The following is a 13,937-nucleotide window of genomic DNA, read 5'->3' as shown; positions in this document are numbered from 1 at the left end:
GTATCACAAAAATGAAATTATACTACACAGGAAGCTTTAAGATGTATTAATGATGTGCATTTTAACAAAAATGTATTTAAATGTATAAAATATTTAAAATAGTGAATTATCTTATAGACTAATTAATAAAATGTACTAATTAATAAAAATTATTGAAAAGTGTCAAAAAAGAATTTATACTTAGTTTAAAGAATAACTAAATATAAAAATAATACTAATTTATTATTTTTGAAGATGCATTAAACTAAAATTTTGAATGTGATATGGAGTGATTAAGTATGGATATGGAAAAAGAAGTACTTTCAATTATTAAAAATAATACATTAACTTATCAAATGAAAGTTATATCTTTAGCAAAGTTAGCTGAAAATAGTATTAATATATTAGATATTAATGACGATATAAAAAATTACATGGATGAAGGTGTAATTTGTGACTTATGGGAAGGTAATGCACCATACAGACCTAGATATATAGTTCCAGATTATGAGAAATTTATGAGAGAAGGTAGCAAGTTTTTAGGTATAAATCCACCAACAAATATATGGGAAGCAACTCACAGTTTATTAATGCTTTATAAACATGTTCCATCAGTAACTACATTCCCAGTTTATGTTGGAAATCTAGATACACTTTTAGAGCCTTTTGTTAAGGATGAAGAGGAAGCATACAATGCAATAAAATTATTTTTAATGCACATTGATAGAACAATAACAGATTCTTTCTGTCATGCAAATATCGGACCTATGGATACTAAAGCAGGAAGGTTAATTTTAAAAGCAGAAAGAGAACTGCAAAATTCCACACCTAATATAACATTGAAAGTTGCTGAAAATACACCGGATGAACTTATGGTGGAAGCTGTGAATACTGCACTTAGTTGTGCAAAACCAAGCTTTGCTAATCATGAAATGTTCACTAATGATTTAGGAAATTACGCAATAGCAAGTTGTTATAATGGACTAAATATTGGTGGAGGAAGTTATACTTTAGTAAGGTTAAATCTTGCAAAGCTTGCACCAAAGGCAAAAAATATAGATGAATTTATGAACGAACTATTACCAAAATCAATTCAATCTATGTTAGAGCTTATGGATGTTAGAGTGAACTTTATTGTGGAGGAAAGTGGATTTTTTGAATCTAATTTCTTAGTAAAAGAAGGATTTTTAAATAAAGATAACTTTACTGCAATGTTCGGAATGGTTGGACTTGCAGATGCTGTAAACTATTTTGTAGGCTCAGAAAAGCAAGAAGATAGATTTGGATATTCAAAAGAAGCTAATGATTTAGGAATAGAAATTATAGAGAAAATGCAACAAGTAGTAAACTTACATACAAATGAGCATTGCAAAGCAACAGATGGAAAGTATGTATTACATGCTCAAGTAGGGCTTGATAGTGACAAAGGAGTAGCTCCAGGTTGTAGAATTCCAATAGGAGAAGAACCTCCAATACATGAGCACCTGATTCAAAGTGCTCCTTACCATAAGTATTTTCCATCAGGAATAGGTGATATATTTAAATTTGATGAAACAGCTAAGAGAAATCCTAAAGCTATAGTTGATATTGTTAGAGGAGCATTTAAGTTAAATTTAAGATATATTTCAGTATACTGTGCTGATTGTGATGTAATAAGAATAACTGGATATCTTGTAAAAAGATCTGATATAGAAAAATTAGAAAAAAATGAGCAAGTTCTAAATGATACAGTTGTTTTAGGATATGGAGCAGCTAAAAATGCTAAGATATTAGAGAGAAGATTAAGGAAAAATGAAGAATAGTAAAGCTTTAGTAAATAAAATAATTCCATTTAGTTCTGTAGATGGAGAAGGAAATAGAATGGCAATATTTTTACAAGGGTGTAATTACAATTGTTTGTATTGTCACAATCCAGAAACTATAAATTTATGTATAAACTGTGGTAAGTGTATTGAAAGTTGTAACTATGGTGCACTTACCATGGTTGATGATAAAGTTAATTATAACAGGGCTAAGTGTAAGAATTGCGATTGTTGTATAGCTGCTTGCGATAGAAATAGTAGTCCAAAAGTTTTGGAAATGACTGTAGATGATATTGTTAAAGAAATAGAAAAAGTTAAATTTTTTATATCAGGAATAACAGTATCCGGTGGAGAATGTACTCTTCAAAGTGAATTTCTTTTAGAGTTATTTAAAGTGGTTAAAAAAATGGGTTTAACTACATTCATAGATACAAATGGATCAACAAGATTATATGAAAATCAACAGTTGTTAGAAGTAACAGATAAAACTATGATAGATTTAAAAGCCTTTAATTCGAAAGAAAACAAAGAACTTGTAGGCCTTGGAAATGAAATGGTTTTAAAAAATATAGAAGAACTTGCGAAAAAAGATAAAGTCTATGAAATAAGAACAGTAGTAGTTCCAGAACTATTAGATAATGAATACACTATAGATATGGGAAGTAAACTTATATCAAAAATAGATAACAATATAATTTATAAATTAATAAAATTTCGTAGTTTAGGGGTAAGAGAAGAACTTTTAAAAGCATATACACCTAGTCAAGACTATATGAATAAATTAAAAGAAATAGCATTGAAAAATGGAGTTAAAAATGTTCTAATTGTGTAAAAATAATTTTTGAATTTAAATAGAATTAAATTTTAAAATATATAAAAATACATGAGTTTGACAATAATAATTAAAAAATAGTGCATAATATTATGTCAAAATAGAAAAAATAAATTTAAAATAAAAGATTTTCCACTTGACATTTCAATTGTGTCAATATAAAATCATATATAAATAAAGCAAATAAATAAAAACTATGAAGAGAAGAGTATATATAAGAGGTAATCTTAGCGAATTGGTGGTGGTGAGAGACCAATATGAAACTTATATAGAAGAACATCTCAGAGTTTCTAACCGAAATTGTTATGAAAGTAGGCTTAGACGGAGTCAAACCGTTATAGATTGAACAGTATCGATTAATATCTGTACTGATGATAAGTTGGTCATTTTATGACAATTTGGGTGGTACCGCGGAATCATAACCTTTCGTCCCTTTTATTAGAGGATGGAAGGTTTTTTTATATTTAAATTTATATTAAAACTAAAAAATAAAGTTAATTAGATTAAAAATAGATATATAAGTTAAAATTTTTAATCGCAATTTAAAGGAGGATATATATATGGAAAAAATACTTGTAAAACAACTTTACAGAGAATCTGAAAAATACGCAGAACAAATGATTTCAATAAGTGGATGGATTAGAACTTTAAGGGCATCTAAAAACTTTGGTTTTATAGAAATCAATGACGGAACTTTCTTCAAGAACCTTCAAGTTATATTTGAAGAAGGATTAGAAAATTTTAAAGAAGTATCAAAGTTAAGCATTAGTTCATCAATAACAGTAGAGGGAAAATTAGTTTTAACTCCAGGAGCTAAACAACCTTTTGAGTTAAAAGCTGAAAAAATAGAGATAGAAGGAGAATCAGATAACGATTATCCGCTTCAAAAGAAAAGACATAGTTTTGAATTCTTAAGAACAATAGCTCATTTAAGACCAAGAAGTAATACTTTCTCAGCTGTATTTAGAGTACGTTCATTAGTAGCTTTTGCTATACACAAATTTTTCCAAGAAAGAGGATTTGTTTATACTCATACTCCAATAATTACAGGAAGTGACTGTGAAGGCGCAGGAGAAATGTTTAGAATTACAACTATGGATTTAAACGATATTCCTAAAACAGAAGGTGGAGAAATAGATTATAAAGAAGATTTCTTTGGAAAAGAAACAAATTTAACAGTTAGTGGTCAACTTGCAGCAGAAGCTTATGCATTAGCATTTAGAAATGTTTATACTTTTGGACCAACATTTAGAGCTGAAAATTCAAATACAGCAAGACATGCTGCTGAATTCTGGATGGTAGAGCCTGAAATAGCATTTGCAGAGTTACAAGATGATATGGAACTTGCAGAAGATATGATTAAATATATAATAAGCTATGTATTAGAAAATGCTCCAGAGGAAATAGAATTCTTCAACAGCTTTATCGATAAAGGATTAAAAGAAAGATTAGTACACGTTGCTACATCTGATTTTGGAAAAGTAACTTATACAGAAGCAGTTGACATACTAAAGAAAGCAGATAAAGAATTCCAATATCCAGTAGAATGGGGTATAGATTTACAAACAGAGCATGAAAGATACTTAACAGAAGAAGTATTTAAAAAACCTTTATTTGTAACTGACTATCCAAAAGAGATAAAAGCATTCTATATGAGATTAAATGAAGACCAAAAAACTGTTGCAGCTATGGACTTATTAGTACCAGGAATAGGAGAAATAGTTGGAGGAAGCCAAAGGGAAGAAAGATTAGATGTACTAGAAGCTAGAATAGAAGAATTAGGACTTAAAAAAGAAGATTACTGGTGGTACCTAGAATTAAGAAAATACGGCGGAACTAAACATGCTGGATTTGGACTAGGATTTGAAAGAATGATAATGTACGTAACAGGAATAAGCAATATTAGAGACGTAATACCATTCCCAAGAACTACAGGAACAGCTGAATTCTAATATAAAAATATTAATAAAAAAGCTTTGAAGTGAAACTAAAGTTTCATTTTGAAGCTTTTTTACTATATTTTGCACAGGAAATCTGAAATTTTTATTTTAAAATGAATAAGTTTAAAATTCAATACTACATTTTGTATGAAAATATTTTAATTATAATGTAAATAAGTTATGTTATAATAAGTAAGTTAAATTAAAAATAAGTAATAAGGTGTGTTGATATGGAAGATTTAAGAAATACAATTGAAGAAATTTTAAATGAAGAAATTATAAAAATAGTTATTAGCAATAGGAGCAATAAAGAGGTTAAATATAATAAGATAAATTTTACATTAAAAGAAAATAGTAAAGGTGAATATTATCAAATAGAGCAGTATACAGATAAACAAGTATTTCATGAAAATATTGAAAAAAATATGCTAAAAGAAAAATTATTAGAATGCATGAATTCTAATTATAAGCAAATGTCAGCATGGTCTAAAGGAAGTAATTTTGAAGTGAAAATATCTAAAAAGGGAAAGATATTTTTAGGAAAAAAGAAAAGTGATAACTCAAAGCTTATTAATAAAAGCCATAATAAAGAAAAAAATTACATACTTAAAGAGGGTATGATTATTGAACCACTTATTGATTTAGGTGTTTTTACTAAGGAAGGTAAGGTTATTAATTCTAAGTATGATAAGTATAAACAAATAAATAGATTTATAGAGATTATTGATGATGAAATAAAGAAAAATAATTTTGAAGAACTTACAGTTTTAGATTTTGGGTGTGGTAAATCATATTTAACATTTGTATTATATTATTATCTTGTAGAAATTAGAAAAATTAAAGTTAAAATGATAGGATTAGACCTTAAAGAAGATGTTATAAAAAAATGTAACGATATAGCAACAAGGTATGGTTATGATGATTTACATTTTGAACTTGGTGATATAAATGGATTTAAATATAATAATAAAGTTGATATGGTAATTACATTGCATGCTTGCAATACTGCAACAGATTATGCACTTTATAATGCAATAAAATGGAATAGTAAAATGATTTTTTCAGTTCCTTGCTGTCAACATGAGTTCAATGATCAAATGAAAAGTGAAGATTTAAATATATTAACTAAATATGGGATAATACAAGAACGAGTTGCTGCACTTATGACAGATGCAGTTAGAGCTAATCTATTAGAAGCAGCAGGATATAAAACTCAGCTTCTAGAATTTATTGATATAGCACATTCACCTAAAAATATATTAATTAGAGCATCAAAGGCAAATATAACTAATAATAAAAAAGAAAAAGCTTTAAATGAAGTTAAGGCATTAATTAAAGAATTTAAGTTCAATCCAACTTTACTTAATTTGCTTAAAAAAGATAATTTGATTTAAATTGAATGTAAGATTTCTTAATTATTTTGAAATTTTAGGAAATATTATTTTTATTAACTTAAAATAAAATTTTAATGAATAAGTTAAAAGTAAATATATTAGCAAAATATTCCTAAAAATATTCACTTGTGATAAAATATAAATAATACATATTTTAAAGTACTTATTATTTATATTCCTTTTAATTAGTAATATGAAGTATATTTAAATGTAGAATTAAGCAAGTGGCAAAGGGAGGAGATTGAAAATGGGGATGATATCTAAGATGCAAAAGAGAAAAAAAGAAGAGAAAAAAAAGGCCAAAAGAAAACAAAGAGGAATAGCGGCTACTACTGCATTAATTGGATCTGCTATAGGTGTAGTAGGTGGAATTTTATTTGCACCTAAACCAGGAAAAGAAACTAGAAAGCAAATTAAAGATAAAGCGAAAAGTGCTAATGAAACTTTAAGAGGTAATTCAATTAAAATAAAGGACAATGTTTCAGAAGCAAAAGAAAAAATTAATGCTTATTTAGAGGAAAAGAAAAAACCCAATTTTTATGTTGAGAAAATAGAGAAGTATGAAGATATAGACTGTGAAAATGAAAATTGTGAAGAAAATATTTGTGAAGAAGAAGCTTGTAAAGATAAAATTTGTGAATCAGATATATAGGGAAACAAGCTCCCATTTAAATTTATTCAGCAATCTTAAAATATTTTTTACAAAATTTAGTGTTGAATTCTAAGTGATTCGAAGCGTGTTTCACTATTTTAGATATCCAAGTTTTGAAATGAATAATTCTAAGAGTCAACTTGGAAACCTATAGAGGATTAAAAAAATAAATAATAGAAATTAGGTGATTTAATTGTATATTTCTATAGAAAATTTATTTTTTATAATATTAAGTATTTTAGGAGGAACAGCTTTAATTTTTGTAATAATTTTCTTAAGTAAAGCTATAAAATTCCTGCAAAATTTAAATAATGTTATAGAAAAAAATGAAAAGAATTTAGAAAAAACTATAAGTAATTTACCAGAAGCCACAGAAAATATTGTAACAATAACTGATAATTTTAAAGATGTAAGTGAGGTAGTTACAACTGTTACTGCAGATGTAATTGAAACAAAGGATAGTGTTTCTGAATATTTAAGAATAGTAAAAGATATAGTTGCTATAGTGAGAGATGTATTTATAAAATAAAAAAATCATGAGATTTTTCTCATGATTTTTTATTTTGATTTATGTTAATTTTATGTTAATAAAACGTAAAAAAACTATGTACTAGTTTTAAAGAAAGTGTATAATTAAATTATATAGTAAATTAAAAAAATTTAAAAAAATATAGGTGAAAAATAGGATTAATATTAATTTCTCGCTTTAGTGATTTAGTGTATTAAATTACTTTTATATAAAAATAATTTAAAAAATATTTTTAAAAATAAAATAAAAATGGGGAGGAGTTTTATATGGGATTAAACAAAAAAACATTTAAAGAATTCTTTTTTATAACAATAGGATTAGTATTTTTAGCTGTAGCATTATCAGTATTCTTAGTACCAAATAATTTAGCTGCAGGTGGAATATCTGGTTTAGCAATAATAATTAATAGCTATATACCTACAATTGCAGTACCTATTATAATGTTAGGATTAGATGTTATATTATATATAATAGGTTTTATATTTATAGGAGCAAGTTTTGGATTTAAATCTATATATTGTAGCTTGATGTTACCAATGTTAATGTCTATATTAACTAAAATTTTTAATATTAATGGTCCAATTGTAGATGATTTATTTATAAATTTAATATTTGGAATAGTAATTGGTGCAATAGGAATGGGAATTATATTTAATCAAGATGCCTCAACAGGAGGTACTGATATAATAGCAAAAATATTTAATAAATATTTCAAGTTAGATATAGGAAAGGGGTTATTAATTACAGATTTTGTAGTAACATTAATGGCTATAGCAACTTTTGGACCGATGATAGGTATGTATTCCTTATTTGGTGTTATTATAAATGGATTCATGGTAGATTATATTATAGATGGATTGAATGTAATAACTAAAGTTGAAATTGTAAGTAACAGTGGTGAAGAAATAAAGAAATTTATTATGGATGAGTTAGGTAGAGGTGCTACTGTTTATGAGGCACATGGTGCATATACAAAGGAAAAAAAAGAGGTAATAACTACAGTAGTTGAAAAGAAAGAATTTATAAAACTTAGAAAATATATAAAAGATATAGATGAGAATGCTTTTATAATAATTTATAATGTTCATGAAACACTAGGAGAAGGCTTTGGAAGTTTAAAATAAAAAATTGTTAGATAATTGTTTAACGCATTTTATGTAAAAGCTTGTCCAATAAAAAAGACTGATATATATCAGTCTTTTTAACTATTAAGAAATAGTTTATAATATGTTAAAATTATTCTTGAGCTGGAGCTCCAACTGGACAAACGTTAGCACAAGCACCACAATCGATACAAGTGTTAGCATCTATAACATATAAACCATCTCCAGCACTTATAGCACTAACTGGGCATTCAGCTTCACAAGCTCCACAGCTTATGCAAGTATCAGCAATTTTATAAGCCATAATCAAAAACCTCCCTTATTAATAATTCAACATTATAATACCATAAATTATATTAATAATAAAGTGTTTATTTAAATATTTTGAAATAAAATAATCATAACATTTAAATAATAATAGTATTCAAATAACAATTATTTGTTGGAAATTTTAAAATATAATTCGATTTTTTTATAAAGTGATAAATTTATAGGATTTTTCATGTTAAAATAAAAGAAAGTTTTAAAATTTTAATTATAAGTTTTTAGTTATATATTTATCAAATGGAAAAATTTCAAGTTATATAAATATATATTAATTTTAAACCTGCTATTTTTATAACATATAAATATTTTAGTAGTTAAAGCAAATTTTATATGTACATATTAAAGAGAAGTATTAATAAAAGGAAGTGATTTTATGAGTTTAAAAGGTAAAGTAGCAATTGTTACAGGTGGAAGTAGAGGTATTGGAAAAGCTATTGTCTTGGAGTTAACTAGATTAGGTGCTAGTGTGGTTATAAATTATAATAATGACGATGAAAGTGCTATTAATACATTAGAGGAAGTTAAATCTTTAGGTGGATATGGAATATTAGTAAAAGGAAATGTTTCTGAGTATAATTTTTGTAATGAATTAGTAACAAAATGTTTAAGTAAGTTTGGTAAAATTGATATATTAGTAAATAATGCAGCTATATCTAAAGTAGGATTATTTATTGATATGAAAGAAGAAGAATTTAATCAATTAATAAATGTAAACGTAAAGTCTTTATTTAATATGAGCAAAAATGTAATACCTCATATGATTGAACGAGGATGTGGAAATATAGTAAACATATCTTCAATGTGGGGAAATGTTGGTGCGTCATGCGAAGTTGCCTATTCAGCATCAAAGGGTGCAGTAAATATGTTTACTAGAGCATTAGCTAAAGAAGTTGCACCTATGAATATAAGGGTTAATGCAGTTGCACCAGGAGTAATAAAAACTAAAATGAATTCATGGCTTAGTGAAGATGAACTAAAAGATTTACAAGAAGAAATTCCTATGGGAAGACTAGGAGAACCGAGAGAGGTTGCTAAGGCTGTAGCTTTTTTAGTATCTCAAAACTCATCTTACATAACAGGACAAATATTAAATGTAGATGGGGCTATAATATAAATATAATAAAATATAATTGAAATTTCACATTGAAAATAAATTGAAACAAAGTTATAGTATAATGATATTAAAATATAAAAATTTAATACAAATACTAAAAGAGGTGAATACATAGATATGAGCGGTAAAGAGTTAGTATATACAATAATAGGCATAGTACTTATTATATTATTAGGACCAACTATACTATCTATCTTTGGAACAGTTATAAGTTTTATATTTACTATAGTAGGGATAATAATATTATTAACAGTATTAGGTGTTTTGTATTTAAAACATAAAGCTAAAAAACAATTTAAAAGTTATGATCAGTCTTATAGTCAATACAATAAGGAATATAAAAATAAAACTAATAGTGAAAATTTATACACAGCAGAAGATGAAGAATCTGTGATTATAGATGTTGATTATGAAGATATTGATGATTCAAAATAAAAAATCACAGAAATCTGTGATTTTTTATTTTCTTTTATAAAGATTAATACAGAAAACATCCTTTAAAAAGTTTGTATATTACAATAAGGTTTTATTTTACAAAATTATAATTAAGCAAAATTAATATAGGTTATTTATGTATAATAGGGAGTGGTAATATGGCTAAAATTTTAGTTGTTGAGGATGAGATGTCTATAAGAAAATTTCTAAAGATAAGTCTTAAAAGGGAAAGTTTTAATGTATTAGAAGCTGAAAATGGAGAGGATGGAGTTCAAAAAGCAAGAGAAGAAAATCCAGATATAGTTATATTAGATATTATGCTTGGAAAAGGTATAGATGGATTTAAGGTTTGTGAAATATTAAAAAAAGATTATCCGGAGATAGGAGTTATAATGTTAACTGCTAGGGGGCAAGATTCTGATAAAATTAATGGGTTAGAGTTTGGTGCAGATCATTATTTAGTCAAACCATTTAATCCATTAGAGTTAGTTGCAATAATAAAATCCTTATTAAGAAGAATGCAATATTCTAAAAAAGAAAAAGAAGATAATTATTTATATTCTGGAGAATTTAAGCTAGATATATATAGTAAAAAGGTATATAAAAATAATATAGAGTTAGATTTAACACCAAAAGAATATATGATAATTAAGATATTTATAGAAAATAGAGGGAAAGCTTTTAGTAGAGATGAGCTCTTAGATATGGTGTGGGGATATAACTATGTTGGCGATAATAAAATAGTTGATGTAAATATAAGAAGATTACGAAGTAAAATAGAAGAAGTTCCATCAGAACCAGTTTATATTGAAACGGTTTGGGGAACTGGATATAGATGGAGGGCATAGTAAAGTGACATCTATAAAAACAAGAATTTCCGGTGGATATTTAGTGAGTATAATAATAACAGTAATACTAGTTGAAGTTATAAGCATATTTGCTATTAGAAGTTTCTATTATGGAGGTTTAGAAGAAAGTTTAGTGAATCAAATTGGTATATCTACTAATTTTTATAATACGTATTTTTATAATGATACTGTAAAAAGTAATATTTCTAATGATATAGATCTTTATTGGGAAAATGCTGATGCTAAGGCTGAAATAATAGATAAAAAGGGAGATATTTTAATGGATTCCCAAGGTCAAAATAGGGGTAAAATAACAGTAACCAATGAATTTAAAGAATTGGTTAATGGTAAAATAAAGTTTTTTAAAGAAAAAAGTAGCTTAAATAATGAACCTATTTTGAGTGTATATATGCCACTATATTATAATGGAGAAGTTGATGGGGTTCTTAGATTCACATCTTCTACTGTGGATGTGGATAGAAATATATTAAAAGTATCACAATATGCAATAATGGCAGGATTTATCATTATAATACTATCCAGTTTTGTTAGTTTGGTAATTTCTAACAGTGTGGCAAAACCGCTTAAAATAATAAGTCAAGGTGCAGAAAAAATGGCAGAGGGAAACTTTAATGATAAAATACCTAAGTATTCTGATGATGAAATTGGAAAACTAGCAGACACCTTAAATTATATGTCAGAAGAGATATTAAAAAACGAAAAATTAAAAAATGAATTTATTGCATCTGTATCTCATGAACTTAGAACACCACTTACATCAATAAAGGGATGGTCTATTGTATTAAAGTCATCTGAATTTGAGGATGAGGAAGAGATAAAAGAAGGATTAGATATAATAGAACAAGAGGTTGATAGGTTAACATATTTAGTTGAGGATTTATTAGATTTTTCAAAATTATTATCAGGAAATATGACATTGAAAAAGGAAAATGTAAATATTGATGATTTGCTTAAAGGTATATGTAAACAACTTACACCAAGAGCAAATAATGAAGGCTTAATTTTAACTTTAAAAGTAGATGGAGAGTTGCCAAGTATAAGTGTAGATATAAATAAAGCAAAACAAGTTTTTATAAATATAATTGATAATGCTATAAAATTTACTAATGATGGTGGTAGGATTTTAATATGTGTTAACGCTGATGAGAAGTATATAAACATAAGTGTTAAAGATAATGGCGGAGGCATAGCCTCAGAAGACTTAGAAAAAGTAAAAGAGAAGTTTTTTAAAGGAAAAGATTCAAAGTCAAGTAATGGAATTGGATTATCAGTGTGTGATGAAATAGTGAAGCTACATGATGGAGAATTATTAATATTAAGTGAGGTTAATGTAGGTACAGAAGTTATAGTAAGATTACCATTATTATTATAAAAATACGGTAGAAATTTATATTAAAGCAGAGGAGTAGTATATGAAGAAAATTTTCGGGTTAATATCTATGTTTATTATCATAATTCTATTGGTAGGTTGTAAATATGATAATATTGATTTAGCTGTGAAGGCAAAAGAACCAACTACAACACCTATTATTAATGGACAATGGATAGTTAATGGATATAAACCTTTAGAAAAAAGTGATAATTTAAATGAATCATATAATGTTTGGAATAAGTCTATAATTACTATAAATACGCAAGTAGCTATATTTCCTAATAATACATATAAAAATCCAAAATATAAATTAAAAGTAGTAGAAGCGGAAAACTATATTCTAAAAAAATACGGAATAGAACCAAAAGAGATAGGAATTAATGATGAGAGAATAAGTATAATATCTATATCTTCAGATGAACACTATTATGAAGATGTATTATTAATAGACAATGATAATGCTATTGTGGAAAGTAATAATATAATATATTACATTTCTAGGATTGATTCAAATGATATAGATGAGTTGAAAGAAAAACAAAATCAAAAGGGTGTTGCTATAGGAAATAGTAAATACTCTGATGAAAGTGATTTAACCAAAGAAAAAAGTGGTGTTTTTATAGGCTTAAAGGAAACTACTAAAATGGATACATATCCACTTATATTTAAAAATTATATAGATAAAATGAATAAATTTTCTTATAGAACTTTATGGGTTAATTTTGATGGGGAGAATGTGGAAATTAAAGAGATACCATATATATTTTTAGTTAGAAAAAATGGATTTTGGAAAGTAGAAAGTGAAAGGGTCTCAGGAAATGATTATATACAGGATAATATTACTGCAATTCCTTTAAATAAAAAAGATGAAGGGAACAATGCACTTAAAAAGGAAATTAGAAATGGATGGACCTATGGAACTATTGAAATAAATTTTATAGCTAATGATTATATGTGTGTAGAAACTCATGGAAATAATGTAGATTATGAAAATGAAAAATTTGATTACGAAAATTTAGAAACAATTCCTATTGATACAGTATACTCAGGAGAAATGAAATCAATAAGTATATCAAAAATTTTAGGCAAAGAGCAGCTAGAAGTTGTTAATGAAGAAATAATGAGGATAAATAATAAAACAGGATCTATAAATAAAGAGGATTATACTAAAGATTTTTGGGGATTTGGTGTAGAAAGAGTACCTGGAAAATGGGGTATGAAAGGTAGAGTTAATCAAGATTTAACCAATAATGATTATGCAGATTTCCAAATTCCTATAGATGTTCCACAAACTCTTTTAAAATATGATTCAGTATATTTACCATTAGCAAAGGTAAAAGAACAGGTGCCAAGGGCAAAAGATGTAATTTGTTCTCCAAATAAAGACATGGCAGTAGTATTTACAGATGAAAAAATACTTGTATATAAAATTGTTGGAACTAACTTAAGTGATGCACCATTAGGTGAATTTGATTTGAAAGAAAATGAAAAGCTTATAATGGCTGAATGGGCTACTGGCGATTATGTTGATCAATGGGATAAAGAAGTAAATGAGAATTTAGAATAAAAAAGTATAGTTCAAAATAATC

13 protein-coding genes and 1 other annotated feature are annotated in these 13,937 nt (G+C 26.3%); of the genes, 12 read left to right on the top strand and 1 reads right to left on the bottom strand.

Annotated elements, in window-relative coordinates; genetic code table 11:
* The first annotated feature begins 278 nt into the window (after positions 1 to 278).
* From KQI36_RS03930 to KQI36_RS03900, 7 genes are all read left to right on the top strand, one after another.
* Positions 279 to 1,781 (top strand): YjjI family glycine radical enzyme, encoded by a 1,503-nt coding sequence (locus KQI36_RS03930; RefSeq protein ID WP_216449680.1) that lies wholly within the window; start codon positions 279 to 281, stop codon positions 1,779 to 1,781.
* On the top strand, positions 1,771 to 2,613 hold the full coding sequence (locus KQI36_RS03925) for a YjjW family glycine radical enzyme activase (protein WP_216449679.1): 843 nt from the start codon (positions 1,771 to 1,773) through the stop codon (positions 2,611 to 2,613). Before KQI36_RS03930 ends, KQI36_RS03925 begins: the two co-directional genes overlap by 11 nt.
* A 187-nt stretch (positions 2,614 to 2,800) precedes the next feature.
* Positions 2,801 to 3,050: a binding site (T-box leader), on the top strand.
* Between the two features lie 123 nt (positions 3,051 to 3,173).
* Entirely contained in the window at positions 3,174 to 4,565 is a 1,392-nt protein-coding gene (gene asnS / locus KQI36_RS03920; protein ID WP_010293167.1) for an asparagine--tRNA ligase, read from the top strand.
* Between the two features lie 218 nt (positions 4,566 to 4,783).
* Entirely contained in the window at positions 4,784 to 5,947 is a 1,164-nt protein-coding gene (locus KQI36_RS03915) for a class I SAM-dependent methyltransferase (RefSeq protein ID WP_216449678.1), read from the top strand.
* Positions 5,948 to 6,194: 247 nt separating this feature from the next.
* Complete coding sequence (locus tag KQI36_RS03910; protein WP_216449677.1) at positions 6,195 to 6,599, top strand: YtxH domain-containing protein; 405 nt, start codon at positions 6,195 to 6,197, stop codon at positions 6,597 to 6,599.
* A 193-nt stretch (positions 6,600 to 6,792) separates the two neighbouring features.
* Positions 6,793 to 7,128, top strand: coding sequence for a hypothetical protein (locus KQI36_RS03905; protein ID WP_216449676.1), 336 nt, complete (start codon positions 6,793 to 6,795; stop codon positions 7,126 to 7,128).
* A gap of 266 nt (positions 7,129 to 7,394) precedes the next feature.
* A complete protein-coding gene (locus tag KQI36_RS03900; protein ID WP_244991463.1) occupies positions 7,395 to 8,252 on the top strand; it encodes a YitT family protein in 858 nt (285 codons plus the stop codon).
* Between the two features lie 112 nt (positions 8,253 to 8,364).
* Here KQI36_RS03900 and KQI36_RS03895 read toward each other — a convergent pair whose 3' ends face one another.
* The gene (locus KQI36_RS03895) at positions 8,365 to 8,535 is read right to left on the bottom strand and encodes a DUF362 domain-containing protein (RefSeq protein ID WP_010293161.1); all 171 of its coding nucleotides are present in this window, start codon (positions 8,533 to 8,535) and stop codon (positions 8,365 to 8,367) included.
* A gap of 396 nt (positions 8,536 to 8,931) precedes the next feature.
* Here KQI36_RS03895 and ymfI point away from each other — a divergent pair, with 396 nt between their 5' ends.
* The 5 genes from ymfI to KQI36_RS03870 all read left to right on the top strand — a co-directional run bounded on the left by ymfI (position 8,932) and on the right by KQI36_RS03870 (position 13,915).
* On the top strand, positions 8,932 to 9,672 hold the full coding sequence (ymfI, locus tag KQI36_RS03890) for an elongation factor P 5-aminopentanone reductase (protein ID WP_216449675.1): 741 nt from the start codon (positions 8,932 to 8,934) through the stop codon (positions 9,670 to 9,672).
* Between the two features lie 117 nt (positions 9,673 to 9,789).
* Entirely contained in the window at positions 9,790 to 10,107 is a 318-nt protein-coding gene (locus KQI36_RS03885; protein WP_010293159.1) for a hypothetical protein, read from the top strand.
* A gap of 158 nt (positions 10,108 to 10,265) precedes the next feature.
* Positions 10,266 to 10,955, top strand: coding sequence for a response regulator transcription factor (locus KQI36_RS03880; protein ID WP_010293156.1), 690 nt, complete (start codon positions 10,266 to 10,268; stop codon positions 10,953 to 10,955).
* A 4-nt stretch (positions 10,956 to 10,959) separates the two neighbouring features.
* Positions 10,960 to 12,348, top strand: a complete 1,389-nt coding sequence (locus tag KQI36_RS17910) for a sensor histidine kinase (RefSeq protein WP_216449674.1) — start codon at positions 10,960 to 10,962, stop codon at positions 12,346 to 12,348.
* Between the two features lie 40 nt (positions 12,349 to 12,388).
* Positions 12,389 to 13,915 (top strand): hypothetical protein, encoded by a 1,527-nt coding sequence (locus KQI36_RS03870; RefSeq protein ID WP_216449673.1) that lies wholly within the window; start codon positions 12,389 to 12,391, stop codon positions 13,913 to 13,915.
* The last annotated feature ends 22 nt before the right edge of the window (positions 13,916 to 13,937 follow it).

This window comes from Clostridium senegalense (genome assembly GCF_018916625.1).
GTDB lineage: Bacteria > Bacillota > Clostridia > Clostridiales > Clostridiaceae > Clostridium_J > Clostridium_J senegalense.
Note: the sequence above shows the minus strand (reverse complement) of the source record. Positions and strands in the feature narration are given on the sequence as shown.